This window comes from Kaistia defluvii (assembly GCF_026343955.1).
Taxonomy (GTDB): Bacteria; Pseudomonadota; Alphaproteobacteria; order Rhizobiales; family Kaistiaceae; genus Kaistia; species Kaistia defluvii.
The window spans coordinates 69,359-94,483 of record NZ_JAPKNI010000010.1; the positions used below are offsets into that span (position 1 = coordinate 69,359).

The 25,125-nt window shown below is 64.3% G+C and carries 22 protein-coding genes and 1 tRNA gene; 8 read left to right on the forward strand and 15 right to left on the reverse strand.

Translation table 11 applies throughout. The features are described 5' to 3' along the window. Positions 1 to 30 precede the first annotated feature (30 nt). Positions 31 to 107 (forward strand) — tRNA-Arg (locus OSH10_RS20255). Between the two features lie 11 nt (positions 108 to 118). Here the strand turns inward: OSH10_RS20255 and OSH10_RS20260 are convergent. Then, complete coding sequence (locus tag OSH10_RS20260; RefSeq protein ID WP_266334075.1) at positions 119 to 1,231, reverse strand: AraC family transcriptional regulator; 1,113 nt, start codon at positions 1,229 to 1,231, stop codon at positions 119 to 121. Positions 1,232 to 1,505: 274 nt separating this feature from the next. Between OSH10_RS20260 and OSH10_RS20265 the strand changes: the two genes are divergently transcribed. Beyond that, positions 1,506 to 2,975, forward strand: coding sequence for a DUF1254 domain-containing protein (locus OSH10_RS20265; RefSeq protein ID WP_266334077.1), 1,470 nt, complete (start codon positions 1,506 to 1,508; stop codon positions 2,973 to 2,975). 507 nt (positions 2,976 to 3,482) lie between these two features. Here OSH10_RS20265 and OSH10_RS20270 read toward each other — a convergent pair. The 3 genes from OSH10_RS20270 to OSH10_RS20275 form a co-directional block, all read right to left on the reverse strand. Beyond that, positions 3,483 to 5,003: a DUF1254 domain-containing protein gene (locus OSH10_RS20270; protein ID WP_266334079.1), complete on the reverse strand. Its 1,521-nt coding sequence runs from the start codon at positions 5,001 to 5,003 to the stop codon at positions 3,483 to 3,485. Positions 5,004 to 5,303: 300 nt separating this feature from the next. After that, the gene (locus tag OSH10_RS22980) at positions 5,304 to 5,549 is read right to left on the reverse strand and encodes a DUF3489 domain-containing protein (protein WP_407660738.1); all 246 of its coding nucleotides are present in this window, start codon (positions 5,547 to 5,549) and stop codon (positions 5,304 to 5,306) included. Positions 5,550 to 5,599: 50 nt separating this feature from the next. Continuing rightward, positions 5,600 to 6,604, reverse strand: coding sequence for an AraC family transcriptional regulator (locus tag OSH10_RS20275; protein WP_266334081.1), 1,005 nt, complete (start codon positions 6,602 to 6,604; stop codon positions 5,600 to 5,602). A 139-nt stretch (positions 6,605 to 6,743) separates the two neighbouring features. Between OSH10_RS20275 and OSH10_RS20280 the strand changes: the two genes are divergently transcribed. From OSH10_RS20280 to OSH10_RS20290, 3 genes are all read left to right on the forward strand, one after another. After that, positions 6,744 to 7,715: a hypothetical protein gene (locus OSH10_RS20280; protein ID WP_266334083.1), complete on the forward strand. Its 972-nt coding sequence runs from the start codon at positions 6,744 to 6,746 to the stop codon at positions 7,713 to 7,715. A 147-nt stretch (positions 7,716 to 7,862) separates the two neighbouring features. Further along, positions 7,863 to 8,213 carry a hypothetical protein gene (locus OSH10_RS20285; RefSeq protein ID WP_407660741.1) on the forward strand — a complete coding sequence of 117 codons (351 nt, stop codon included), beginning with the start codon at positions 7,863 to 7,865 and terminating at the stop codon, positions 8,211 to 8,213. Positions 8,214 to 8,257: 44 nt separating this feature from the next. Further along, entirely contained in the window at positions 8,258 to 9,880 is a 1,623-nt protein-coding gene (locus OSH10_RS20290; protein WP_407660739.1) for a DUF1254 domain-containing protein, read from the forward strand. Between the two features lie 128 nt (positions 9,881 to 10,008). On the opposite strand, the gene OSH10_RS20295 is transcribed toward OSH10_RS20290, so the two are convergent. Together OSH10_RS20295 and OSH10_RS20300 are read right to left on the reverse strand one after the other, a co-directional pair. Next, the gene (locus OSH10_RS20295; protein WP_266334087.1) at positions 10,009 to 10,233 is read right to left on the reverse strand and encodes a hypothetical protein; all 225 of its coding nucleotides are present in this window, start codon (positions 10,231 to 10,233) and stop codon (positions 10,009 to 10,011) included. A gap of 266 nt (positions 10,234 to 10,499) precedes the next feature. Next, entirely contained in the window at positions 10,500 to 10,952 is a 453-nt protein-coding gene (locus OSH10_RS20300; protein ID WP_266334089.1) for a GNAT family N-acetyltransferase, read from the reverse strand. 423 nt (positions 10,953 to 11,375) lie between these two features. On the opposite strand from OSH10_RS20300, the gene OSH10_RS20305 reads away from it, so the two are divergent. Further along, positions 11,376 to 11,747: a DoxX family protein gene (locus OSH10_RS20305; RefSeq protein WP_266334091.1), complete on the forward strand. Its 372-nt coding sequence runs from the start codon at positions 11,376 to 11,378 to the stop codon at positions 11,745 to 11,747. Positions 11,748 to 11,825: 78 nt separating this feature from the next. Here the strand turns inward: OSH10_RS20305 and OSH10_RS20310 are convergent, their stop codons facing one another. Beyond that, positions 11,826 to 12,326, reverse strand: coding sequence for a DUF2165 family protein (locus OSH10_RS20310; RefSeq protein ID WP_266334093.1), 501 nt, complete (start codon positions 12,324 to 12,326; stop codon positions 11,826 to 11,828). A 426-nt stretch (positions 12,327 to 12,752) separates the two neighbouring features. Here OSH10_RS20310 and OSH10_RS20315 point away from each other — a divergent pair, with 426 nt between their 5' ends. Then, a complete protein-coding gene (locus tag OSH10_RS20315) occupies positions 12,753 to 13,547 on the forward strand; it encodes an SDR family NAD(P)-dependent oxidoreductase (RefSeq protein ID WP_266334095.1) in 795 nt (264 codons plus the stop codon). A gap of 72 nt (positions 13,548 to 13,619) precedes the next feature. Here OSH10_RS20315 and OSH10_RS20320 read toward each other — a convergent pair whose 3' ends face one another. Together OSH10_RS20320 and OSH10_RS20325 are read right to left on the reverse strand one after the other, a co-directional pair. After that, positions 13,620 to 13,814 carry a hypothetical protein gene (locus OSH10_RS20320; RefSeq protein ID WP_266334097.1) on the reverse strand — a complete coding sequence of 65 codons (195 nt, stop codon included), beginning with the start codon at positions 13,812 to 13,814 and terminating at the stop codon, positions 13,620 to 13,622. Positions 13,815 to 13,941: 127 nt separating this feature from the next. Beyond that, the gene (locus OSH10_RS20325) at positions 13,942 to 15,990 is read right to left on the reverse strand and encodes a M3 family metallopeptidase (RefSeq protein WP_266334099.1); all 2,049 of its coding nucleotides are present in this window, start codon (positions 15,988 to 15,990) and stop codon (positions 13,942 to 13,944) included. Positions 15,991 to 16,145: 155 nt separating this feature from the next. Between OSH10_RS20325 and OSH10_RS20330 the strand changes: the two genes are divergently transcribed. After that, complete coding sequence (locus OSH10_RS20330) at positions 16,146 to 17,051, forward strand: carbohydrate kinase family protein (protein ID WP_266334223.1); 906 nt, start codon at positions 16,146 to 16,148, stop codon at positions 17,049 to 17,051. 223 nt (positions 17,052 to 17,274) lie between these two features. Here OSH10_RS20330 and OSH10_RS20335 read toward each other — a convergent pair whose 3' ends face one another. The 6 genes from OSH10_RS20335 to OSH10_RS20360 all read right to left on the reverse strand — a co-directional run bounded on the left by OSH10_RS20335 (position 17,275) and on the right by OSH10_RS20360 (position 24,863). Next, the gene (locus OSH10_RS20335) at positions 17,275 to 18,156 is read right to left on the reverse strand and encodes an N-acyl homoserine lactonase family protein (RefSeq protein ID WP_266334101.1); all 882 of its coding nucleotides are present in this window, start codon (positions 18,154 to 18,156) and stop codon (positions 17,275 to 17,277) included. Between the two features lie 15 nt (positions 18,157 to 18,171). Further along, entirely contained in the window at positions 18,172 to 18,666 is a 495-nt protein-coding gene (locus OSH10_RS20340) for a hypothetical protein (RefSeq protein WP_266334103.1), read from the reverse strand. A 150-nt stretch (positions 18,667 to 18,816) separates the two neighbouring features. Continuing rightward, positions 18,817 to 21,210, reverse strand: a complete 2,394-nt coding sequence (locus OSH10_RS20345) for an aldehyde dehydrogenase family protein (protein WP_266334105.1) — start codon at positions 21,208 to 21,210, stop codon at positions 18,817 to 18,819. An 11-nt stretch (positions 21,211 to 21,221) separates the two neighbouring features. Next, positions 21,222 to 22,220, reverse strand: a complete 999-nt coding sequence (gene deoC / locus OSH10_RS20350; RefSeq protein ID WP_266334107.1) for a deoxyribose-phosphate aldolase — start codon at positions 22,218 to 22,220, stop codon at positions 21,222 to 21,224. Next, positions 22,210 to 23,232: a sugar-binding transcriptional regulator gene (locus OSH10_RS20355; protein ID WP_266334109.1), complete on the reverse strand. Its 1,023-nt coding sequence runs from the start codon at positions 23,230 to 23,232 to the stop codon at positions 22,210 to 22,212. Before OSH10_RS20355 ends, deoC begins: the two co-directional genes overlap by 11 nt. Positions 23,233 to 23,870: 638 nt before the next feature. Further along, positions 23,871 to 24,863: a nucleoside hydrolase gene (locus tag OSH10_RS20360; RefSeq protein WP_266334111.1), complete on the reverse strand. Its 993-nt coding sequence runs from the start codon at positions 24,861 to 24,863 to the stop codon at positions 23,871 to 23,873. Positions 24,864 to 25,125 lie beyond the last annotated feature (262 nt).

The window sequence follows — 25,125 nt, forward strand, 5'->3', positions numbered from 1 at the left end:
AGGTTTGCTCCGGGGTGAAGCAAGCGACAGGCGCCCGTAGCTCAGCTGGATAGAGCACCAGACTACGAATCTGGGGGTCAGGAGTTCGAATCTCTTCGGGCGCGCCATTTCCAACGTATCATGCAGTTTCGGCACCGGTGGTGGTCACATATTGATCACGCGGCGGCCATGCCGAATGGTGAGCCCGAAACTGGTGCGGGCTCATGCCCGTTCCATTTCGGAAGGCGCGGGCGAAATGCGCTGGCGCCGAATAGCCAAGTATCGCTGATATCTCGGTGACCGAGATTGGGGTGTCCCGCAGGAGCTCGGCCGCTCTCTTGATCCGCAGGGTATTCGTCAGGTCCCGGAAATTCGTGCCCTCCCGGTTCAGTTCGCGCTGAAGCGTGCGCACGCTGGTGTCGACGGAACAGGCCGCACCCTCGACAGATACTTTTCCGCTCAAGACCTGGGACCATATCTGCTGAAGAATGATGTCGCGGAAGCGGTTCAGCGTCCGGCACTCGACGCGTGCCCGCGCCATATCGGCCACCGTGATGTCGGGGACGCGGCGGGTCCTGACCATCCGCTTCGAGAGTTGCTCCGCCTCCAGGCACACGGACACGGTCTTCGCGTCGAAAACAACCGGACAGCCGAAGGCCTCCTCGAAAGCATCCGGCCGTTGCGGGCGGGCGACGTCGAACTCGATCCGCAGCGGGGTCGCCAGAAAATGCTCGCAGAGGTTACGCAGGATGCCGGCCGTGCCGATCGCTACATGAAGGTAGCCGTCCTGTCCCTTGGCTGCGCTGGCATAGCTGATCCGCGCCTCGCGTCCGCTCACGGCGAGCGACATGGTGTCCCCCTTGCTGTGGAAGCCGATGGTGCGGATCGCCCGCTCGACGGCCTGGCCGAGCGTCGGGGCCGCAAGCATGTAGGTCGCCCAGCACCCCTTGCTGGCCATGGTCAGATGGGGGACGAGCAGCAGCGCGAAATCAGGGTCGCCGGAGAGCCTCGCGACGGCGGCGCCAAAGGTCGTCACCGTGAGATGGGGGATGAAGCTGTCCTGGTCCTCGATGGCCTCGATGTCGAGCAGGACCGCTTCGTTCGCGCCGCGCAGCAGCCGCTCTCCAAAACGGTCGCGGACGAATGCCGATACACCCGACAGGGCCGTGACCGTGATCAGCGACGTCGCGCCGAGACCCGTGCCGGACGACAGCTTGCAGGGCGTTGGCGCGAAATGGGTGGCCGGCAGCATCGTTCTTTGCTCTTTCCTTCTGGCCGCATCCCGCGGCATGTGCCTAATAGGTTTCCCTAAAGGTAAGGTAGTTGCAGCGATGCTCGATAGCCACTGCCTCGGTGATCAGGGCCACTGGCTCCGCGGGCGTCGCCGCCATTCTACTGTCTTGCAGCCACTCCTGCGGACATGCGGGTCGAGTCGTCCTTCGATTGCATCGGCAGTCCGCCTTTCATCCGCCGCTCGGCATATGCGCAGGATGTGCCCGGCATAACTGGCCACAAGGAAGGTCCCCATGACCCGACGTCTTACCGAGGGCGGGCTTTCCCGCCGAACCTTCTTGTCCACGACGGCTATCGGAGCCCTGGCGGCTGCCATGGTTCCCATCACCGCGTTCACGCCCGCCCTTGCGCTCGATCCGGGCTTGACGGCGGCCGAAGCCCGCCAGATCGCCATCGACGCCTATATTTACGGCTACTCGCTGGTGACGACCGACATCACCCGACTGCAAATGAGCAACGTGGCCAAGCCGGGAATGATGAGCGCGCCGCTCGGCTCGTTCTTCAATGTTCGTGGCTATCCGCCTGCGACGTATCGCGGCGTCTCGGCCACCAATGCCGACACGCTCTATTCGATGGCCTGGCTCGATCTGAAGGAGCCGCAGGTCTTCAGCCATCCTGAGATCAAGGACCGCTTCTTCAATTTCGAGCTGGTAGACCTCTGGATGGTGGTCAAGCATGCCGTGGGTACCAACACGACCGGCACCGCCGCCGCGACCTACCTCTTCACCGGCCCCGGTTGGAATGGCGACGTACCGGAGGGCATGATCCACATCGCCTATCCGACCCGCTATCTCGGTGTCCTCGGCCGCACCTATGCTCTCGACACGCCAGAAGATCTCGCCATCGTCCACAAGCTGCAGGACCAGTACAAGGTCGTGCCGCTTTCCGCCCACGGCAAGGACTTCACCTTCGTCGCCCCACCGGTCGCCGAGGTCGGCATCAAGATGGACGAGGCGCCGCAGAAGGTGATCCTGGCCCTCGGCATTGATGGCTATTTCAACTGGATGACGCGACTGATCCCGGCGTCGGCGGTGGCGGCGCCTGAAGACGCGCCGATGATCGAGCGGATCGCGAAGATCGGCATCGTTCCCGGCCAGCCCTTCGACATGGCGAAGCTCCCCGCCGATATACAGGCGGCGCTGAAGGACGTGCCGCAGATCGTCACCAACAAGCTCAACGAGAACTGGGCCGATCTCGGCAAGGACGTGAGCGGCTGGCGCGTCACCTCGACCGGCGCCGTCTACGGCACGGACTACCTGACCCGCGCCACCTGGGCCTCCAACGGCTGGCCGTCGCAGCAGCCCGAAGTCTCGGTCTACCCGACGACTTATGTCGACAGCACCGGCACCAAGCTTAACGGCAAGAACGGCTATACGCTCACCTTCAAGAAGGGCGAGATGCCGCCGGTGAACCCGATGGCGTTCTGGTCGATCACCATGTACCAGATCGACAATGGCCTCTGGTTCTATCCGAACCAGCTTAAACGCCTGACGCTCAGCACCCGCAACGCGTTCCAGTACAACGACGACGGCTCGCTGACGCTCTATTTCCAGAACGAGTCTCCGGGGGCGGACAAGGAATCGAACTGGCTGCCCGCGCCTGCGGCGCCCTTCGCCCTGACGATGCGGCTCTACTGGCCGAACAGGACGCCGCCCTCGATCCTCGATGGCTCCTGGGGGCCGCCGCCCGTCATCAGGCGCTGATCGGATGTCCCGGCGCCGGACGCGTCCGGCTCCGGGACGAAGCATGCGGGCGCGCTAACCGCTGCCTGCGAGGCAGCTACCGTTTGACCAGGTGGCCATGAGAGAGCTGTCGCTGTGACATCGACGTTCCCAGCTTCATCCCCATCGGCGAGAAACGGCATTCGCTGCCGAATTCTGGCGCGAGGTCCTGAGGGTTCTTGAGCCTGGCGGCCATGTCGTGGCGTTCTCTGGCACGCGAACCTATCACCGCATGGCAGTGGCAAGCGACGACTCCGGCTTTGAAATCCGCGATCCATTGGCGTGAGGCCATGGCACGGGGGGAGCCAAATCCCACAGGCTCAGCAAGGCAATCGACGAGTCCCTCTACCGTGCGGGGCTGGCTGGAAGCCCCAACACCAAGCGGCGGGTGCCCCGACGAAGCGGGGCTCTTTCTTCGCTGAGCGACGCATCGCAACGAAATCCGGGATCGACGAAGCTCAGCCGCCGAATAAACGGATGAGGCCTTGGTCAGCCTGCCGAGACAGGTTCGATCTCCCCGGGTCGCCAGGTCTTGTTGAACCACGTTTCAAGCGGTCCGTAGAGCCGGAGGATCATGAACCAGCCCTTGCCCGGGATCGTCTGCACCCAGTTGTTTTCGAAGCCGGCGGGAGCTTTGGGGCCGAAGTAGACATCTACCGAGCCGTCCGCATTGACCTTAACATCCTTGTTCTGGCTACTCACACTTGGAAACTGTTGGTCGGTTTGCAGCATCGAACGCGTTTGGAGGTCGTAAGCGATGACCGACCAGAAATCCTTGACGGGAACATTCGGCGGCAGGTGCAGTTTGTAGGTCTTCGCGCCGTCGAACGGATTGCCATGCGAGTCGCGGGCTGCCCAAGGGTACTGCGAACCCTCGCCCACCATCTTCTCGGTCATCGCCGGTGTTACGCCGGTGGCGATGTAGTAGAAGAACAGTGCACCGTCCAGGTTTCTGACACCCGGCGCGATTTCGAAATTGTACCCGCCGAAGAACGGTAGGCGCCATGCGCTGTCTGGATAGAAGTACGCGTCTTTGCCGCGAATTTCATAGGCTATGGTCCGCGCGGTGACGGCACCGATGTTTGCGGCATCCGTCAGGATCTGCTTCATCCGCTCGTCGGGATCAAACGGCTGACCTTTCACGATGCCGATCGATGCGAAAAGGCCCAATGTCGTCGGATCCGAGCCTTCACTCGGCTCTTCTTGCACCGCTTCGTTCAACAGGCTCCAGAAGGAGTAGTCAGCGGGCGCAACAAACGTCGCCGGAATTCCGGACGCATTGGCGAACTTCATCGGCGGCGGGTTCGCGGCATCGGCCAGTTGATAGACTTTAAGGTGCTGCTTGACCGATTCGATGCCTGGTTTGGGCGAGCCGTCAACGAGGAAGGACCTGAACGGCATCCAGTTGCCGAAGGTGCTGGGGCGAACAACGAAGTAGCCCGACGGCACGTCGCCCTTGTAGCCGGGCGGCAAGATCAGGTATTTCCCGCCCTGACCACGATCCGCGCCTGTAATGCCGACGTCGGCTACCCAGCGGTACCACATGTCGTCAATCAGTCCGAGCACCTTGGGCGGGATCTCGACCACCAGCGGCCCCTTGCTCGTGTCGAGCCAGACGAAACTGTAGACCGTATTGTCGTTCGCGGTCAGTTCCACGGTCTTGGAGTCAACGAGGCTCTCCCAGATCGTGTCGGTGTAATTGTCGGGACCAAACTTGCGCATCGAATTGCGCATCCCGATCTGGTTCACGATCGGTAATCCCAGCAGGTAGGCCTGCAGGGCTCGGGATCGATCCAGATTGTCGTAGACCGTCTTGACAGTGTCGGGCATTGGGTAGCCATCCCGCAGGTGCAGTGTGCCGATGGACGTGTCAACCTTGTCCGGCGTCGCGACACCCTCCGCCATCGGTGTGGTCATCTTGTAAGTCTCGGCCGAAGCCGTCGCGACGATAGTGCCGGCCAGCAGCAATGCCGTTGCGACTGCCGTGGTGAACTGGGCGGGGGTTTTCATCCTGGCGTTCCTTGTTAGACCTTCGTCACTGCCGGCGACGCCAATAAGCGAGGCCGAGAGAGCGCGGCGTCACGCGCCCCGTGGATGCAATCGAAAATTGCAGGTACCTTCCCGGCATCTCCCATATCCCGGATTGACAAGCCCGGATTTGATATAGGTCAAAATGGACGTTCCATTGGGGAAGGTATTGTATTGACGGTGTTGGAAATCAGGTCAACGAGTAGCAACGGTCACTTCTAGCTTACAGATGTACAGGGCGACAAGCTGCTTGTTCGGCCCAAAAACGCGCTCACGACTCTTTCACAATCGCGTCAAAGCAGCAGCTTCCGCGCTCCGTCGCCTATGCCCCAGATCGTGCTTTGCGACTGTCATTCCCCCTACGCCGGTCCCAACATTGTCCTGGCCGCGCTTCCGAAAGGGGCCGGCGATGTACCCGCGCCGCGTGTGGCGCTGCAAACCTGTCGCCTGGCAGATTTCCGGGATGGACGCCCCGTCCTCACGGCCAACGAGTTCGAGGATTGCGTCTGCCTTGGTGGCCTTCTTCACCTTGGGCTCTTTCGGGGCCGGCCTCGCTGCCGGGGCGGGATGCGAGGCCGCTAGGCCTTCGACCGGAAATCGCTCGGCGCATGGCCCGCGGCCTTTCGGAAGGCACGGGCGAAATTGGCGGGAGACGAATATCCCATTTCCGCCGCGACGCGGGTGATCGACCCGTTGGTATGGCGTAGCAGTTCGATTGCGCGCTGGTACCGCATGGCGTTCGCGAGGCTGCGGAAATCGGCGCCGGCCCGATTCAGCTCGCGTTGCAGTGTCCGTACGCTCATGTCGATGGATTGAGCCGCACTGTCGATGGATACGCTACCGGCGAGAACCTGGGCACGAATTTGCTCCAGGACAACGTCGAGCAAGTCTTGCGGCGCTCCACCCTGCCGATCTCGCTCCACGTCTTCGATCGTCACCAGTTGCGAGAGGGGCTGCCGCGAACGGAAGGATAAATACCGACATTCGAAGACAATGCTCACGGTCGGTGCGTTGAAGTGGACCGGGCAATTGAAGACGTCTTCGAGAGGATCTGCCTGGCGCGGCCTGCCGATATCCAGTTCGACCCGCAGGGGTTTCCAGTCTACTGGCAAATAGTTCCTGAACAAACTCAACAAAACGCCCGCCGCCGCACTGGCGACGATGTCGTAGCCGGGGCGTCCGGCCAGAGCAAACCGGTAGCTGTACCGCGCCTCATCGCCCACGATGTCCAGCGACATCTTGTCGTTGGTGCTGTGATAGCGCAGCGCCGCAATCGCTCGCTCAATGGCATCGCCGAGGGTTTCGGCGCCGATGATGTGGCGTCCATAGCTGCCGTAGTTGGCGGCATCCATGAAGGGAGCCATCAGGCCCCCCAAATTTGCCTCCCCTGCCGCCCGTGCCACTGCATTGACGAATCCGAGCACGGCCGACTGCGGGATGAAGCAGTTCCGCCCCTCGGCAAGCTCGAGATCGAAGCCGGCGGCGCGATTGGCCTGCGCCAGCGCCTTCTCCCCAACTTCCCGGCGCACGAACGCCGGCATACCGTGCAGAACGTGACTGGAGATGACCGGTATCTCTGTCATGTCCATTATTCCCCCGAAATACGCATGCGTGGCGCAAAATGAGTGGTGACGGACGAGGCTAGCCGATTTGTATTATGGGTGTCCAAGGCCATCGGGAAGATTCTCCGACGGATGCGACAGGCTGAATATTGATGGGGACGTGTCTACCGTGATTGTGAGGACGATGCTCATAGCCCTCGATCGCCGATATGGACGATTGGATTCGCCTATCAACTGGGCTTCCTCTGCGGATGACGAAACGTCCCAGAGGCCCGATCCGGTTTCTCCATCACTTTTTGACTATGCTAGTGTCCTGAAAAGGCGGATTCCGGCAAAACTGGCGCTCCTGGCGGCCCTGTCATGGCCCGGGGTGGCGATGGCCGAAAACGGGGCCGCCAACACCGAGGACCTCGCCAAGGCGGCGCAGAATCCCGTCGCCGACATGATCAGCGTGCCATTCCAGTTCAACACGAACTTCGGCTATGGCCCGTACGATGACACACAGGAAGTCATCAATATACAGCCGGTTATTCCGATCAATATTTCTCCGGATTGGAACTTGATCACCCGGACTATTTTGCCGGTTATTTCCCAGCCTCAGTTGGAGCCGGATGGCGACCGGACGTTTGGCCTCGGCGACACGACGGTCAGCGCATTTCTTTCGCCAGCTCACTCCGGCAAGTTCATATGGGGCGTCGGGCCGGCCATCCTGCTGCCGACAGCCACGGACCATGACCTCGGATCGGGCAAGTGGGGCGCAGGTCCGTCTGCCGTTGGCCTTGTCATGGACGGGCCCTGGGTCTACGGCGCGCTGGTGAACAATATCTGGTCATTTGCCGGCGACACCAGCCGCAAGGACGTCAACCAGATGACGCTGCAGCCGTTCGTCAACTACAACTTCAAGGACGGCTGGTATCTTTCCTCCTCCCCGGTCGTGACCGCGAACTGGATCGCCGACAGCGACAATCGTTGGACCCTGCCTGTCGGCGGGGCTTTCGGCCGTGTGTTCCGGATCGGAAAGCAGCCGGTCAATGCGCAGGTCGGGGCTTACTACAATGTGATTGCCCCCAACGATGCCGGCCCGCAGTGGCAGATCCGAGCGCAGTTGCAGTTCCTGTTTCCCAAAAAATAGGTGAGAGCCCGGGTTTCCCTCGCTGACGCGGTTGCCGTCGCGCCGATCTTTCGTCCTCTCCCTCGCATGCCAACTTGTATCTACTAGAGAGAAACTGTTGTGCTAAAGATGTTGAAGCTATCGATCCTGTCGGCAGGGCTTGCAGCCATGCTCGTTGCCCCGATGCTCGCGAGTACTCCGGCCTACGCCTATCGGTCTGGCGGGGCGGCCTGCGGACCGCGCGGTTGCGCGGCAGCCGGCTGTGGCCCGCGCGGATGCGCAGCCGGAGCGGCAAGGCCCGGCTATCGCGCTCCGGGCTACCGCCCGCGTGGCGTCGTTGTCGTCAATCCGCATCGCTATTGGCGTCCCGGTGGGGCAATTGCCGCGGGAGCGGCGATCGGATTCATCGCCGGCGCCGCTGCGGTTTCGCTCGCCGGCACCCCGCCCAAGCCTGGTTACTGCTGGTACTACACAACGCCCAATCGGACGAGCGGCTTCTGGGATGTCTGCCCCCGATAACTTCAATCGGCCGCCCGAAGGACTGCAGGAAAGGACCAAGTCCCGTGAAACGCTATCTGAATTTGGCCGGTGCCACCTTGGCCACCGCGCTTGCCCTGACTTCCACGACAGCCCTCGCACAGGTCGCCCCGGAGATCGTCCGTAGCCTCGGCGCCCCCGACACCGCCGAGACACGAGCCGGAACGCTGGAGTTCAAGGACGGCGTCCCGACCGCCGAGACGGCCAGCAAGATCTACGACACCCTCGACTTCACCCGGGCGCTCAATGCCTACAACAACAGCTATCGCGGCGCCTCGGCCCTCGCGATCGTCAAGGGCTTTGAAGAGATTGGCGCCAAGCCCGGCGACGTCGTCATCTTCTCCAAGTTGATGGACTCGACGTCGCTGTTCCTGACGGCCAATGCCGACACGGTTTACTATCTGGCCGGGCTCGACCTGAGCAAGGGACCCGTGGTCGTCGAGCAGCCGTCCGATGCCGTCGGCACGATCAACGACATGTGGTTCTCGTGGATCATCGACGTTGGCGGGCCCGGTCCTGACCGTGGGCTCGGCGGCAAGTATCTGATCGTCGGGCCTGACTATGACGGCCCGCTGCCCGAGGGGGGCTATTTCGTCGCCCATTCGAAGACGAACTTCGCGCTCTATGCCTCTCGCGCCTATCTGGTCAACAACGACCCTCAGCCGGCTATCGACAACGTCAAGAAGAACCTGAAGATCTATCCCTACAAGCCGGGTTCGTACGGAACGAGCATTGCCCAGGCGCTGGAAGGCACGGTCAGCCTCGCCGGCGAACCGAAGGTTCCCGAGACGAAGTTCATCGAAGGAAGTGATCTCTCCTTCAACACGATCCCGCCAAGCGACTTTGGCTTCTTCGAGTTGCTCAACGAGAACGTCCAGAACGAGCCAGCCACCAGCTATGACGTCGAACTGGCCGGCCAGTTTGCTGCCATCGGGATCGTACACGGCAAGAAGTTTGCGCCGGACGAGCGGATGAAGAAGATCCTGACGGACGCCGCCATGGTCGGCCAGGCGACCGGCCGGGCGCTCAACTGGCGCTATGCGATACAGCATCCGGATTGGGCCTATTATGAAGGCTCGCAGTGGGGCAGCATGCTGTGGCAGGGCGGCGCCTATTTCGAAACCCCGCCGCCGAACTTCAAGGACGGCAAGTTCGAGCCGCTGGATCCGACCGGCGCCCGTACGCTCGATTCCCGCACAGCCTTCTACTACGGCTACACGCTGGACTCGCCCGGCATGATCATGCGCATTCCGGAAGTGGGTTCGCAGTATCTGATGAGCTTCCTGGATCCCTCGGGAACGCCGTTCGATGGCTCCAAGACCTATTCGGTAACCCTGCCCAAGGGCATCCCTGCCAAGGCGTTCTGGTCCTTCACGCTCTATGACAACCAGACGCGCTCCATGCTGCAGACGCCGCAGAAATATCCGCGCGCCGGCAGCCAGAGCTATCCCTCGCCTGCGGCGGAGGCCGCGCCCGATGGTTCGACCACCGTCTATTTCGGCCCAACACAGCCGGAAGGCGTGGCCCGGGGCAACTGGATCCAGACCGATCCGAGCAAGGGTTGGTTCACGATCCTGCGCCTCTACAGCCCGTTGCCATCGTTCTTCGACAAGAGCTGGCGGCTTAGCGAGATTACCGAGGTGAAGTAATCCGGATGTCGGCCTTCGACCAGAAACGGAGGCCGACATCATCGATCCTGAAAGCTCTGTTGCTGGAATGCGCGAGTGAACGACGTCACACCTGTACCGGCGGTCAGAGGCTTGGGCGCCTTAGGGCGTTACGGGTGGTACAGGCAGCGACGCGCAAATTCCCGTGCTTGATCGATGACGACCGCATGCAACTGCTCGAGCGTGAGCGGGCGCGTCTCGGCAGGAAACTCGAGCGCGACCTCCATTCGTCCAAGGCCGATGGGAGGGGGGCCGCCCGGCACGCATTCGACGGTTGCGCGAACCGTGACTCCGTCCTCTTCGAGACGTCGGATATTCCAGTGCCATGTGGTCATTGGGAATTCTACTCATCGGAGACATGCAGAACCCGTCGGCCGTTGCGGCAACCGACGGGTCTCGGGCAAGGCCGATCGGGGTGAACGACGGCCCTTGCAGAAATAATTCCAGAGGCGGGGTGAAGTTCCCGCATTGATGCGGTGCAAACGCAAGTTGTGGGCGAAAACAGCGGCGCTTGGCTGGCGCCGCCCGCGCATCCGCGAGAAGATGGTCGTACCGCTGGACGGCGGGAATAGGCGGGGCGGCAGGCCGCCCCGCCGGCTTTCTAGCGCTTCAAGACGAGATGGGCGTTCTCGTGAGGCAGGCCCTGCTCATCCTTGGCCCGCCGCGAGATTTCCTCGAAGCCGAGCTTTTCGTAAAACGAGGTGGCCTGCCTATTGGCGGTGTAGACCTCCAGCTGCAATTCGCCCTTCAAGGTGAAGGCGTGCGCCACCAGAGAACGGCCGATCCCGTGTCCCTGTTGGCCGGGGGCGACGAACAGGCCCCCGATGAAGCGATCGAGCAGGCTGATGAACCCCACCGGCGTCTCGCCGAGGCAGGCCACCCAGGTTTCCGCCTGCGGCAGGTATTCGGTTTCGATCAAGGGGCGCTGTTCGCGCAGCCGCGCCTCGCCGATGAATGGATGCGCGAGCAGGGATGCCTCGAACCAGATGTTCGACAGCGCTTCGCGGTCCGTTGCCTCGTCATAGGCGCGGATAGTCAGTTCCAGAGACGTCATGATTCTTCCGTAGAGAAGTCTGCATAGAGAAACGGCGCCCCGAAGGGGCGCGTGAAAAGTCCGCTGCACGCGGCTCAGTTCGGGTCTCTGTGCATTGATCTCCTTCTACTGGCGGACGTTCTAACGCTGCCAACCTCGGGAGGCAAGGTTGCTGCGAATGCTGCTGGATTCTTCGTGTCTGGCAGGTCGCCGGGGGCTCTGGATATCTTGGCTGCAGGCGCTGGTGCCGATGCGGCCAACAAGGCATTGGGGTTGGCCGTGCCGCGACGCGGTTCCTCGTCGCGCCTCTCCATAGACCCCGCCTCACAGCCGGGAGCGGCACCGCCAAAGGAGAGCCGGAGACCTCTTCGCTCTGGCAAGCGCTGCTCCCTCTTTCCTATTCCCCGGCGATCCGGTAGGTCAGTTGGGAAAGTGGGGGAAATCATGACGTTCGCCGTTACTCTGATCCTGATCGGCCGGGTTATTCTTGGCCTGTTCTTCATTATTGCGGGCATCCGCAACTTCCTGAATTTTGCCAAGGCCAGCGCCTCCGAGACCAATTACGGCTTCAGGTTGCCAGCGCCGCTGGTGGCGCTTGGCTTCGCCGCGCAGCTTGTCGGCGGTCTGTCTGTCGCGCTTGGCATTCTGCCCGCCTGGGGCGCCGCGATGCTGATCCTTTTCCTGATCGCCGCAACCGCGCTGTTCCATAATTTCGTGCTGTTCCAGGGCGAGGCGCGGAAGCCGCACCTTTATTTCACGCTCGTGAACTGCGCGCTGGTTGGCTACTGCCTGATGGTCATCGGCCTCTCCGTCTGAGGGCCAGGGCTTCTCCGCATCATTCGGGGCGCGCCGGTTATGGCGCGCCCGTTTTGATGCGGCCTGCCGCCTCTCCGGCTAGTCGTTCAGTTCGGTATCCGGCATCGAGACGAAGATCAGCACGGCAATGATCGTGATGAAGAAGCGGAAGGCCGATTCGATGCCGTTCCAGGTCTGCGACATCCACATTCCGAACCATTCGCCGCCGATCGACAGGAACGCCACCTGCCAGACCAGGAAGCCGAAGGCGAGGCCGCCGATCGCCCACTTCTTCGAGCGGTTGAACGCGCGGGCATCGGCGCCGAGACGGCCGAGCATGGCGAAGGTGCCGATCCAGCACAGGATCGCCGTCAGCGTCTCCGCCGCGATGATGAGGATGTAGAATGCGTGGTGCAGCGTCGGGCTGGTGATGGCGCGATAGTGAATGGTCGCGTTCGGGAAGATCGTGTCCATCAGCAGCACGTGGCGCACGAACTCGAAGTTGGAGCCGTAGTCCGTGATGTTGCCGAAGGCGACCAGCGTCGCGAAGAAGGCAATCGAAGCGACAAGCGCTGTCTTGCTCAACCGGGTGATCTGCATTTCGTGTCCTCATGGTTGCAAGAGCAAAGCGATACGCCGCTTTTTCTACGAAGACGTAAATACCCCACAGTCAGGCGTGCCTCGGCTCCTTCGTGTCGTCTGGCGCAGTGGCAGGGCTCGCGGCTCTGCTGGAGTTTCGATCCGCAGGGCAGCGTGCACCCAGCACGTGCAGCACAGCCTGGCCCGCTTCGTCGCGGTGCTGCTGGCCGTCGAGCCGGGCTCGTCCCGCTGACGAATTCGTTCGAGAAGCGCGTCGACCGCGTGCGAAATCATGGCGCTCCGCGGTGGCCGATGGCAGGTTAGCCTGATCCAACGGGGTGCCTGATTCCGCAGGGAGCGACGCAAAAAGAGGCGTCGGCCCGGGATGTGGGCAGGGACGGGAACGCGCCCACCGGACGGCAAGGCAAAGGACAGGGAGAGACAAGCATGGCGGAATTGGCGGGCAAGGTGGCGATCGTGACGGGCGGCGCGACCGGTATTGGCTTTGGCGGTGCCCAGGCGTTGGCCGGGGAAGGCGCGACGATCGTGATCTTCGGGCTCGACAAGGCGGCGCTGGACAAGGCGGTCGCAACGCTCGAGGCCTCGGGCGCCACGGCACATGGCATTGTCGGCGACGTTTCCAGCGATGCCTCGGTATCGGCTATGGTTTCCGAGACCGTCGCAAAATTCGGCCGCATCGACATCATCGTCAACAGCGCTGCGATCCAGCCCTACGGCACAGTCGAGACGATGGGCGAGGCGGAATGGGACCGCGTCCTCGCCGTCAACCTGAAGGGCACCTATCTGACGGCCCACCACGCCATTCCCGTGATGCGGGAGAATGGCGGCGGCGCGATCGTCAACATCGCCTCGGTGCAGGGCATAGCCTGCCAGACCAATGTCGCCGCCTATGTCGCCTCGAAGGGCGGACTGCTCGCGCTGACCCGCGCGATGGCGCTGGATCACGCCAAGGACGGTATTCGCGTCAACGCGGTCTGCCCCGGCTCGATCGACACGCCGATGCTGCGCTTCGCCGCCAGCGAAAATCTCGACGGCAGGACGGAGGATGAGGTGATCGCCGTCTGGGGCGCGGCGCATCCGATCGGCCGCGTCGGCCGCATCGAGGATGTCGGCGCGATGATCGCCTTCCTTGCCGGTCCGCGCGCCGCCTTCTGCACCGGCGGCGAATACAAGGTCGATGGCGGCCTGCTCGCCAAGATCGGTGTCGTCCTGCCGGATTGAGACGAAACCGCAGACAAAAAAGCCCCCGGCGAAGTCCGTTCGCCGGGGGCTTTTCTATGGGTGGAGTGAAGCCTACTCGGCGTCGGCGCGCAGGATGCCAAAGCCTTCTTCGGTCAGCACGTAGCCGGCCACGCGGGTGCGGACGAGGCCAAGCTCGATCAGCTTCTGCACGGCCTTGCCGTTCAGGCCGACATACGGGCCGGGACGCGCGACGCGAGCCAGCGTCTTCAGCTCGATTTGGGAAAGGTCGGTCTTCGAAACGGCCATGGCACGGTCCTCTCAGTGATTTGCCGCGGACAATAGCGAATAATCCGGGGAAGACTAGCGCCGCGCCGCGAATTGGTGAAGCCCACCCCAGCGGCGCGAAAAGCGCGGTGCCGGGGCGGTGATATGGCTATTCCGCCGCGGAAAGCAGGCCGCGTTTCCTCAGTAGCGCCGAGGGCTCGGGGTCGCGGCCGCGGAAGGCCCGATAGGCCTCGTCCGGCTTGCGGCGATTGCCGGCGGAATAGACGGATTCCTTGAGCTTGGCGGCAACCGCCGGCGCAAAAATATCGCCCGCCTCCTCGAAAGCGCCGAACCCGTCCGCGTCGAGCACTTCCGACCAGAGGTAGGAGTAATAGGCCGAGGAATAGCCGTCGCCGGCGAAGACATGCTGGAAATGCGGCGAGCGGTGCCGCATGACCATCGCCTGCGGCATGCCGATCTCGTCCAGGATCTTCTGCTCGAAGGCGGGCGCGTCGAGCCCCGCCGTATCATCCAGCAGGTGCAGTTCGAGGTCGACCAGCGCCGAGGAGACATATTCGACGGTGGCAAAGCCCTGGTTGAAGGTGCGGCTTGCCATCAGCCGCTCGATGAGCGCCTTGGGCATCGGCTCGCCGGTGCGGTAGTGCAGCGCGAAGCGCTCCAGCACCGAAGGCTGCTCGAACCAGTGTTCGTAGAGCTGCGACGGGAACTCGACGAAATCGCGCGCGACATTGGTGCCGGCGATCATCGGATAGGTGACGTCAGAGAGCAGCCCGTGCAGGCCATGGCCGAATTCGTGGAACAGCGTGCGGGCGTCGTCGAAGGAGAGCAGCGTCGGCTGGCCATCGGCCGCCTTCGCGAAGTTCATCACATTGACGATGATGGGCTGGATGTCGCCATTCAGCCTTTCCTGGCCGCGATATTCGCTCATCCAAGCGCCGGAGCGCTTTGACGAACGTGCGAAATAATCGCCGAGGAACAGGCCGACCGGCTTGCCGTCACGGTCCTTCACCTCGAAGACGCGGACGTCCGGGTGATAAACCGGCACGTCGAAGCGCTCGGTGAAGGTAGCGCCGAACAGCCGCGTCGCCGTGTCGAAGGCGGCCTCGATGATCCTGTCGAGCTGGAGATAAGGCTTCAGCTGGCTTTCATCGAGATCGAACTCGGCCTTGCGGCGCTTCTCCGAATAATAGCGCCAGTCCCAGGCGGCGATGTCGAAATTGCCGCCTTCCGATTGCGCCAGCGCCTGCAGCGCCTCGCGCTCGGCGATCGCCTGGGCGCGGGCAGGCTTCCAGACGGATCGAAGCAGCCCCATCGCCGCTTCCGGGGTCTTGGCCATGGAATCGTCGAGCCGGTAATGCGCGAAGGTCGGGAAGCCCAGCAGCTTGGCCCGCTCGGAGCGCAGCTTCACGGTCTCGGCGATGATGGCGCGGTTGTCCGTCTTGCCGGCCTCGCCACGCGCGGTCCAGGCAGCGAAGGCCTTTTCGCGCAGGTCGCGCCGGGCGGAAAACTGCAGGAACGGCTCGATCGACGAGCGCGACAGCGTGATCACATGCTTGCCGTCGAGGCCTCGATCCCGGGCTGCCTGGGCCGCCGCATCGAGCATGAAGTCGGGTAGGCCGGCGAGATCGTCCTCGCCTTCCAGCGTCAGGCTCCAGCTCTTCTCGTCGGCCAGAACGTTCTGGCCGAAATTGGTGCCGAGCGTCGCAAGCCGCTCGGCGATCGCGCCAAGCCGGGTCTTGGCTTCCGCCGGCAGGCCGGCGCCCGCGCGCACGAAGCCGGTATGATAGCGATCCAGCACCCGCGCCTGTTCGGCGTCGAGGCCGGCCGTGCCGGCCTTGAACAGCGTGTCGATCCGCTGGAACAGCTTGGCGTTCTGGTAGATGCCGTTGCTGTGCCGCGCGAGCACCGGCGCGAGGTCGAGCTCGATGGTTTCCAGCTCGTCATTGGTATGCGCGCCGGTCAGGTTGAAGAACACGCTGGCGACGCGGTCGAGCTTGCGGCCGGCGCGTTCCATCGCGGCGATGGTGTTGTCGAAGCTGGGCGGCTCGGCATTGTCGGCGATATCAGCGATCTCGGCCTCGTGCTCCGCGATCGCCGCCTGGAAGGCCGGCGTGTAGTGGGCGGGTTCGATGGAAGCGAAGGGCGGGACGCCGAACGGCGTATTCCAGGGCGCGAGAAGCGGATTTTCGGCAGTCATGCGGTCCTCGGTGAGAATGAGTTGGCCCAGACATGGAGCCATCGGCCGCGCGGTTCAAGCTTAATGCCGGCTGCATTCCTCTCTATAGGAGAGAGACCAGCCTTCTGTCCGATTCGAGTTTCGCCATGTCTGCCTCCGTTCCGCCCCGTCCCCGCATGCTTGTGATCGGTGATGTCATGACCGACGTCATCGTGCGACCGGACGGTCCGCTCGTGGTGGGCTCCGACCGGCGCGCCAAGATCGGCCTTTATCCGGGCGGCTCGGGCTGCAACCAGGCCGCCTGGCTGGCGCATTTCGGCATTCCGGTCGCCTTTGCCGGCCGGGTTGGCCGCCGTGATCTGGCCGAGCAGGAACAGGCGCTGCGCGATGCCGGCGTGGTGCCGGTGCTCTCGGCCGATGACGAGCGCACGACGGGCATGCTGATCGTCCTGCTCTCGGAGGGCGGCGAGCGCAGTTTCCTGACCGATCGCGGCGCCAATGACGGGCTTTCGGCCGAGGACCTTCCCTTCTCGATGCTGAACGAAATCGATCTGGTGCATGTCTCCGGCTATTCGCTGTTCACGCCGGGCCCGCGCAAGGCCGTCATGGCCATGATGGCGGTGGCGCGGGCGCGCGGCATCACCGTCACCGTCGATCCGGCCTCGGTTGGCTTCCTGGAGGAAGTCGGTCCGTCGAATTTCCTGGGCTGGACCAGCGACGCCTCGATCATCTTCCCCAATGCCGAGGAAGCCGCTTGCCTCACCGGCACCCGGAATGCCGCGGAGCAGATCCGCTTCCTGACGGCGCGCTACGATCTCGCCGTGATCAAGCGCGGCGCCGAGGGGGCGGAGGCCGCCAATCTGTCGGTTCGCCTCAAGGCGGCGGCGCCCAAGGTCGAGGTCGCCGACACGACGGGAGCGGGCGACGCCTTCCTCGCCGGCTTCCTGGCGGCGCATCTGGCCGGCAAAGGCGTCGACGTCTGCCTCGAGCGCGGCGTCAAAGCCGGCGCCGAGGCGACGACGGTCTTCGGCGGCCGTCCGAAGCATGGCGACCCGCTGCCGCGCGTCTGGGGCGAGGTCTGACGGGTTCGTCGTTGGCAGATTTCGGCCAGTGAGGCGCAAAACTTACGCCACGCTCGGCGTCATCCTCGCATAGGCGAGGATCCATTCAGCCGATTTCTCGCCCGCATACCCTCCCGATCCCTCGGATGCATGGATCCCGGGTCAAGCCTGGGATGACGGCGGAGGGTTTTGCCAGGGGCTGCGTTCCAGTTGGCGGAGGCGTATGGCGCTCCGTCCGTCCGACCTATCGCCCGACGTAGCTTTCCGCTCCATCCGCCAGCGCGACCTCGATGATCTGCAGCCCCGTGTCGCTCAGGCGCGAGGGAAAGCGTTCCGGCAGTCGGGCCTCGTGCGGCGGGATCACCCGGTTGAGGTCGCCGCCCGCCGCCTGGACGATGTCGTGCAGCGCCAGCACCATGTTGGTCTGGCTGCCGACGCCCATGCCGACCGGCCGGTAGAAGGGGTCGTCCGGGGCGCCGCCGTGCAGGTTCTCGGTCCGGTAGACGAGATCGCCGGTGATGACCCAGCTGTCCTTGCTTTCGCGCTGGCCGTCATTGCGGATGACGACATATTGCGAGCCGGCCGTATGCGTGTCCGAGGCGAGGCGCAGATCGATGCCGGGGAACACATCCTCCATGTCGCCACCGATCGAGACAAGCCGGCCGTCGCGCGCCAGCTCGACGCAGCGGATGATGTCGCCGGGATCGGCCGCTTTCATCAACCAGCGGAAGCGCCGGTCCAGTGACATCGCCCAGATCCAGCGCGAGAGTTCGCGCTCCTGGATGTAGAACTTCGCATTCGGGAACAGCGCCAGCCCGCCCATATGGTCGAAATGGGCATGGGTGATGATGACGTCGGTGATCTCTTCCGGCTTCACGCCGATCTCGGCCATCACGTCATGCGGCGGCTGCCAGTTCACCACGCCGGAATTGTCGGCGAGAACCTTGCCATAGGCGGCGTTGTCATGGCCGCAATCGATCAGGATGGTGTGCTGGTCGCTCTTCAGCAGCGTGTAGCCATAGGGCAGCTTGCAGCTGCCCTTGTTGTGCTCGCCATGCACCAGCGCGCTGAGCGGCATCTCGGGAATGTAGGCGTATTCCAGAACCCAGATCGAATAATTGGCCATGTTCCCCCCGTAAGCCTAGAGCGCCAGTCGCCCGGCCGGCCGGTGTTCGGCGCAGCAGGACTGGCTGAAATCGACGAGATCGAAGCCGGGCAGCGCGCGCGAGGCATGACCCAGTTCCTGCCAGGCGCTGGTCAGTCTTTGCGTCGGCGCGGCGACGGCTTGCCTGTCGGCAGGCGTGACGCGAAGCAGATCGAGCGTTTTCGCCAGATTTTCGGCCGCGATCCGCAGATGCCGGTGGTGATGCCTGGCCAGCGACGAGCGTGGGGTCAGACGAAGCGTGGCGTCGCGGGCGGAATCGAAGAGATCGGCGGCGACGGCGAGCATGGGATGATGCGGCCCGGCGGAACGTGCGCCGCTGGCGGCAAGCAGCAGCAGGCCGGCAAGCTGGGCCGCGACCTGGCGCAGATCCTCGAAGCAGCTTTCCGCCGCCTCGATATAGGCGAGCGTCGCGTCATCGAGCCCGCCTGGGGGCTCGCAGCGAAACGTCTCGGATTCGAACCGGTTGGTCATGCGCTCTCCCGCCGAACCGATGGCTCCCCCACAGCCGGCGGGGCAGCATGGTCGAACGGGCGCATCGGCTCAAGACCAGCAGGAAAATTCGCCTCCGCGCGTCCGGCGGGACAAGTCTCGGGGACGCACGGAGGCGGGTGTCGTGGGTGGCTATTCGCCGTAGGGGACCCAGATGTTCTTGACCTGGGTGGCGCGGCGCAGGAACTCGCGGCCCTGGCCGGAAGCCTCGCTCCAGCGGCGCGGAACGCCCTGGTTGGACCAGACCGGCTTCAGGTTTCCGGCCGAAGCCTTTTCGACCATGGCGCTGCCGGCCTTGGAGCCGAAATACCAGAGGGCTGCGACATCGTCGTGCTCGGCCAGGGTCTTGGCGAGCACGTCGCGCTCACCCGTAACGATGTTGACCACGCCGGCCGGGACGTCGGAGGTGTCGAGGATCTGGTAGAAGTCGGTCGCCGCCAGCGGATGGCTGGAGGACGGCACGACGATGACCCGGTTGCCCATGGAAATCGCCGGCATCACCAGCGAGACGAAGCCCAGCAGCGGCGCCTCGTCCGGGCAGAGAATGCCCATATTGCCAAAGGCTTCGTTCATGGCGAGCGTGACGTGGCGCGACTTGGTCGCGTGCACCGCGCCGTCGAACTTGTCGGCCTGCGCCGCGTACCAGAAGGTCCGCCGGATCGACACCGCCACCTCTTCCGCCGCCGCCTTGGCCGAAACGCCGGTCATGGCGACGATGCGCTCTTCGAACTCTTTCGCGCGGGACGAGAGGTTTTCCGCAACGTAGTACAGGACTTGCGCACGGTTATGCGCCGTGGCCCCGCCCCACGATCCGGCCTTGCCGGCCGCTTCGACGGCGTTGCGGATATCCTTGCGGTTGCCGAGGCCGGCCTGGCTGATCGGCTGACCCTTGGGGCCGAGCACCGTGTAGGAATAGCCGGAGTCGGGACGAGCCTGCTTGCCGCCGACATAGAGCTTGGCGGTGCGGTCGATCGACGGCAGGCCCGAGATCTCTTCATCCGCGACCGGCAGCGCCGACAGCTTGGCGGCGATTTTCTCGTCTGCCTTCAAGGGCTTGTCGATCACCGGCTTCAGATATTCGGCCATGCCCTCGCGCCCGCCTTCGCGGCCATAGCCGCTTTCGCGATAGCCACCGAAGCCGGCGGCGGCGTCGAACATGTTGGTCGAGTTGATCCAGACCACGCCGGCCTTCAGCTTGGCGGCGACGTCGAGGGTCAGGTTGATGTTCTCCGACCAGACCGAGGCCGCAAGGCCGAAGCGGCTGTTGTTGGCGATCGCCACCGCTTCGTCCGGCGTGCGGAAAGTCATCGCCGCCAGCACCGGTCCGAAGATCTCGACCTCGGCGATGGTGGAGGCCGGCGCCACATTGGTGAACAGCGACGGCGGGAAGAAGCAGCCCTTGCTTGGTAACCCCTTGTTAGCCTGGAAGAGCGTTGCGCCCTCGGCCTCGCCCTTGGCGACCAGTTCCTTGATCCGCTTCAGCTGGACCGGGTCGACGATGGCGCCCATGTCGACGGATTTGTCGAGCGGATCGCCGACGCGGAGGCTGGCCATCCGGGTGCGCAGCTTGGCATAGACGGCTTCGGCGACGCCTTCCTGCACCAGCAGGCGGGAGCCGGCGCAGCAGACCTGGCCCTGGTTGAACCAGATCGCATCGACGACACCCTCGACCGCGCCGTCGAGGTCGGCGTCGTCGAACACGATGAAGGGTGACTTGCCGCCGAGCTCGAGCGACAGCTTCTTGCCGGAGCCTGCCGTCTTCTCGCGGATGATGCGGCCGACCTCAGTCGAGCCGGTGAAGGCGATCTTGTCGACATCGGGATGTTCGACGATGGCGTTGCCGGTCACGCCGTCGCCGGTGACGATGTTGACGACGCCGGCCGGCAGGCCGACCTCGCGGCAGATCTCGGCAAAGGCGAGCGCGGTCAGCGGCGTGTATTCAGCCGGCTTCAGCACCACCGTGTTGCCGGCGGCGAGCGCAGGCGCAATCTTCCACGCCAGCATCAGCAGCGGGAAGTTCCACGGGATGATCTGGCCGCAGACGCCAACCGGGCCTTCACCGGGGAATTCGCTCTCGATCAGTTCGGCCCAGCCGGCGTGATGGTAGAAGTGGCGGGCGACGAGGGGAATGTCGATGTCGCGCGTCTCGCGGATCGGCTTGCCATTGTCCATCGTCTCCAGCACGGAGAGGAAGCGCTCGCGCTTCTGGATGTGGCGGGCGATGGCGTAGAGATAGACGGCGCGGTCATGGCCCGACAGTGCCGACCAAGACTTGAACGCCTTGCGCGCGGCCTTGACGGCCTTGTCGACGTCGGCGGCGCTGCCTTGGGCGACCTGCGCCAGTTCCGTCTCATAAGCCGGATTAAAGACGGCGAAGCGTTCGCCTTCCGACGGCGCGACGAACTTGCCGTCGATGAAATGGTTGAAGCCGTCCTTGTGCTGGTCGAGCCAGCCGACGACGGGTTCGTTCGCTTCGGGGGCGGGGCCGTAATCCATGCTCACGAGGATGTCCTTGACGAGTGCCATGTTCGTTCCCCTCAGGCGAGCGCGTGACGAATGGTGGAGGAATAGCGGCCGGTAACGAAATGCTCGATCTGCCGTTCGATGTCGGCAAGCAGCGAGCTGGCGCCAATGCGGAAAAGCTCAGGTTCGAGCCAGGCATTGCCGAGCTCTTCCTTCATCAGGATCAGCCAGGACATCGCGTCCTTGGCGGTCTTGAGGCCGCCGGCCGGCTTGAAGCCGATCTTGAAGCCGGTCAGCGCTTCGTAGTCGCGGATCGCGCGGCACATCACCAGGCTCACCGGCAGCGTCGCGTTGACGTCTTCCTTGCCGGTCGAGGTCTTGATGAAATCGGCGCCGGCCTGCATGGCCACCATCGACGCCTTGTAGACATTGCGAAGCGTCTTCAGATCGCCGGTGGCGAGGATCGCCTTCAGATGCGCCTCGCCACAGGCCTCGCGCATGGCGGCGACTTCGTCGTAGAGCGCCTGCCAGTCTGCGTTCAGCACATGGGCGCGGGTGATGACGATGTCGATCTCATGCGCGCCTTCGCCGACCGCGTAGTGGATCTCTTCCAGCCGCTGCTTAAGCGGCGTCAGGCCGGCTGGAAAGCCGGTGGCGACCGAGGCGACGGGAATGCCCGAGCCTTCCAGCGCCTTGACGGCGGGGGCGACCATGGTCGGATAGACGCAGACCGCGCCGACCTTGGGCGGGTTCGCCTGGAGGCCAAGCGCCTCGACCAGATCCTCGCGGAACGGCCGGCGCGCCTTCATGCAGAGGCGGTGGACGCGGCCGGGCGTATCGTCGCCGGCCAGCGTCGTCAGGTCCATCAGCGTCACGGCCTTCACCAGCCAGGCGGCCTGATATTCCTTCTTCACCGTCCGCCGGGTCGGCAGCGTCGCGGCGCGACGCTCCGCGGCGGAGGTGTTGACCTGGGCGCCGTCGAACCATTCGACCTGCAACGGCGTGCCGTCATTGCGCTTCAGGGCATTGGATAGCGGCGGAGTCTTGCGCTCCGTGGAGCCGTCAGCCGGCATGGGTTTTCTCCCGATCTTCGGAAAGGGTTGTTTCGTGGGAAGCGTGGTCGGACAAGGCGTAAAGAGCGGTCGCCTCATCGGTAACGAGAACGTTGACGTAGCGCGCCTTCAGGGCGGCGAGGACGACGGCGTGCTTGGCCTTGCCGGAAGCGACGCCGATCGAATGGGTCTTGTCGCGCAGCTTTTCCGGCGCAAGGCCGATGGTGCGGGCGTCGAGCGCCGGGTCGGCGATGGCCCCGTTGGCGTCGATGAAACGGCCGAGCACGTCACCGACGGCATTCTTGGCGGCGAGGCCGTCGACCTCTTCGGTGGACAGGTAGCCGGATTCGACATGGACGGAGCCGGCCATGCCGCCGAGCCCGAAGCAGGCGACGGGGGCTTCGCCGGCCAGGGTCAGCACGCTTTCGATCACCGGGTCGGCCTCGATGACGGTGCGCGTCTCGGCGCGGCCGACGATGGCCGGCACCGGCAGCAGCGTCGCCGTGCCGTTGCCGGCCTCGGCGAAGCGCTCGGCGACGGTGTTGGTCTTCAGCGTCGCGGATTTGAGGTTGGTGGCGCCGTTCATCAGCACGACGCGGACGCCGTCGTTCCAGCCGGGCGCCAGCCAATGCGCGACGGAGGCCATGGTCCGGCCCCAGGAAACGCCGACCAGGCCGGGGCGCGGGCTGAGGCTGGCCAGATACTGGCCGGCGGCCTGCGCCACCGCGTCCTGCGCCACGTCGCCATCGCCCATCGAGGGCACGATGATCGCCTCGCGCAGCCCGAAGGCCTTCTGCATCCGGGATTCGAGCGCCGGCAGGCGCTGCGCGCGCGGCACGATGGCGATGCGGACGATGCCGGTCTCGCGGGCATCGCGCAGCAGCCGGCTCACCTGCCAGCGGGTCAGGCCGACTTCCTCGGCGATCTCGCTCTGCGTCCGCTCCAGGTCGTAATAGAGCTTCGCGACCTGCACCATGCGGTGCTCGCGCTGCTCGTCACGGCTCGGAGGGGCGGGGGTAGAGCTGCTCGGCATGACTTTCACAAATGTGAGACGAGATCACTTATGTGAAATGGATAGGCTTTCGCTGCGGCAGAGTCAAGGCGCATGCGGGGGCGAGCGGCGTGGGTGGAGGGCGTGATGGCAGGGTGGGATAGGAGGTGGAGGCGTGGGGAGCGCGTGATGGCGCGGAGGGGTGTGGGGGTGGAGGCGTGGGAGAGTATGCGTGGCTGGGCGCATTGGGCGAGGCGCGCGCCGGGCGCGCCTATGGTTGGTGACTATCCCGACGCGACTTGGCTGAAGCGAGTCGCCCGCGCCCCGACGCCATCCCCACGCTCGCCGTCATCCCGGGCGAAGACCCGGGATCCATTCAGCTGAGGTCTGGGGAGGTTCGCCTGGTGAGAACCCGGCTGGATGGGTCCTCGCCTTCGCGAGGATGACGGCGAGCGTGGGGGGCGGGGAGGCTAGACCCGGAACACGCAGCGCCCAACATCTCGACAGCGCATGGAGCATGGCGCATGGAGCTCTCGAACCATCCAGGGACCCTCACCCCAACCCTCTCCCGGAGGCGGGAGAGGGGGTAGCTGCGACGACGGCTCGCGCTCTTCCGTCGATGTAGATGCGGGCCGGCACCCTCGCTCGCTTGGGGGAGAGGGCCTTGCCGGCCCCGAGCCTTACGCCCGGGCCGCGGCGCCTTCGACGATGACCTTGAAGTAGAGGTCGAGGAAGCGCGGGCCGTCGACGGCAATGCAGATCTTCTGGTCCGGCAGGCCATCCCAGGGCGTCGGCGGGAAGGAGCGCAGCGCAGACTTCTGGATCGTCTGGCCGATCGCGATGCCTTCGGTCACCACCTTGATCGGGCCGGCGCGGGTCGTGAACAGGCTCGGATCGAGCAGATAGGCGACGGCCGAGGAGTCATGCACGAAGATGCCGTCTATCCCGGTCGCGCGGCGGTAGAAGTCCTCGTAGAAGCGCGAGATGTCCCAGAAGAACTGGCCGGCCTTGCCGCCCTTTTCGCGCAGTTCCTGCATGTAGGCGGTGGTCATCACGCATTCCTGCGTGACGTCGAGGCCGACGGCGACGACCGGCCAAGGGGCGGCGAACATCTCGTCGGCGGCGTGCGGGTCGCCGATGATGTTGGCTTCGGCCACCGGGGTCACATTGCCGGAATGGCCGTAGAAGCCGAACGCGCCGCCCATGATGACGACTTCCTTGACCAGTTCGGCGATGCCGGGGTCCTCGCGCAAGGCCAGCGCGAGGTTGGTCATGCGGCCGACGGCGACGATGACGATCTCGTGCGGGTGCTTGCGCACCATGTCGATGATGAAGCGATGCGCCGGCAGTTCATGCTCCTGGACCGAAAGCGTCTCGGGAACCGGCACTTCGCCGAGGCCATTGCGGCCGTGCACGAAATGCGGCTCCTCGACCATCGGCACGACCAGCGGCTTGCCCGCGCCGCGGGCGACCGGGGCGGCGATGTCGAACAGTTGCTTCAGATAGAGGGCATTGTGCGTCGTCGTGTCGATCGAGGCGTTGCCGAGCACGGTGGTGATGCCGACGAGGTCGATCTGCGGCGCATATTCCAGGAACAGCAGCGCCATGGCGTCGTCGATGCCGGGGTCCGTGTCGTAGATCACCTTGATGGGGGCGGCGCTCTGGCTAGTCATTCTGGGTCCTGATCGTTCTGGCGGGCCGGCAAGTCGGCCCGTTCTTCTGCCCCGCGCGGCATTCGATCCGCGCCGGAAGGCGGCCAAGATCGGACAGTTTGGCGGGCATGAACAGGGGGAGCGCGCCTGCCCTGCGTTTCTGGCTTTCGCCTAACGCCTGCGCCCCGGGTCAAAACGATCCCGCGAGGACCTGTTCGTGCCGGATTTTGATCAAACTGATCAATCGCCTCGGTGGTCGTTTGTCGGCTTGCGTGCAAAATGC

Coding starts and splice junctions, on each gene's coding strand:
- OSH10_RS20260 (WP_266334075.1), bottom strand. CDS start 1,231: ATGCTGCCGGCCACCCATTTCGCGCCAACGCCCTGCAAGCTGTCGTCC.
- OSH10_RS20265 (WP_266334077.1), top strand. CDS start 1,506: ATGACCCGACGTCTTACCGAGGGCGGGCTTTCCCGCCGAACCTTCTTG.
- OSH10_RS20270 (WP_266334079.1), bottom strand. CDS start 5,003: ATGAAAACCCCCGCCCAGTTCACCACGGCAGTCGCAACGGCATTGCTG.
- OSH10_RS20275 (WP_266334081.1), bottom strand. CDS start 6,604: ATGACAGAGATACCGGTCATCTCCAGTCACGTTCTGCACGGTATGCCG.
- OSH10_RS20285 (WP_407660741.1), top strand. CDS start 7,863: ATGCTCGTTGCCCCGATGCTCGCGAGTACTCCGGCCTACGCCTATCGG.
- OSH10_RS20295 (WP_266334087.1), bottom strand. CDS start 10,233: ATGACCACATGGCACTGGAATATCCGACGTCTCGAAGAGGACGGAGTC.
- OSH10_RS20300 (WP_266334089.1), bottom strand. CDS start 10,952: ATGACGTCTCTGGAACTGACTATCCGCGCCTATGACGAGGCAACGGAC.
- OSH10_RS20305 (WP_266334091.1), top strand. CDS start 11,376: ATGACGTTCGCCGTTACTCTGATCCTGATCGGCCGGGTTATTCTTGGC.
- OSH10_RS20310 (WP_266334093.1), bottom strand. CDS start 12,326: ATGCAGATCACCCGGTTGAGCAAGACAGCGCTTGTCGCTTCGATTGCC.
- OSH10_RS20315 (WP_266334095.1), top strand. CDS start 12,753: ATGGCGGAATTGGCGGGCAAGGTGGCGATCGTGACGGGCGGCGCGACC.
- OSH10_RS20320 (WP_266334097.1), bottom strand. CDS start 13,814: ATGGCCGTTTCGAAGACCGACCTTTCCCAAATCGAGCTGAAGACGCTG.
- OSH10_RS20325 (WP_266334099.1), bottom strand. CDS start 15,990: ATGACTGCCGAAAATCCGCTTCTCGCGCCCTGGAATACGCCGTTCGGC.
- OSH10_RS20330 (WP_266334223.1), top strand. CDS start 16,146: ATGCTTGTGATCGGTGATGTCATGACCGACGTCATCGTGCGACCGGAC.
- OSH10_RS20335 (WP_266334101.1), bottom strand. CDS start 18,156: ATGGCCAATTATTCGATCTGGGTTCTGGAATACGCCTACATTCCCGAG.
- OSH10_RS20340 (WP_266334103.1), bottom strand. CDS start 18,666: ATGACCAACCGGTTCGAATCCGAGACGTTTCGCTGCGAGCCCCCAGGC.
- OSH10_RS20345 (WP_266334105.1), bottom strand. CDS start 21,210: ATGGCACTCGTCAAGGACATCCTCGTGAGCATGGATTACGGCCCCGCC.
- deoC (WP_266334107.1), bottom strand. CDS start 22,220: ATGCCGGCTGACGGCTCCACGGAGCGCAAGACTCCGCCGCTATCCAAT.
- OSH10_RS20355 (WP_266334109.1), bottom strand. CDS start 23,232: ATGCCGAGCAGCTCTACCCCCGCCCCTCCGAGCCGTGACGAGCAGCGC.
- OSH10_RS20360 (WP_266334111.1), bottom strand. CDS start 24,863: ATGACTAGCCAGAGCGCCGCCCCCATCAAGGTGATCTACGACACGGAC.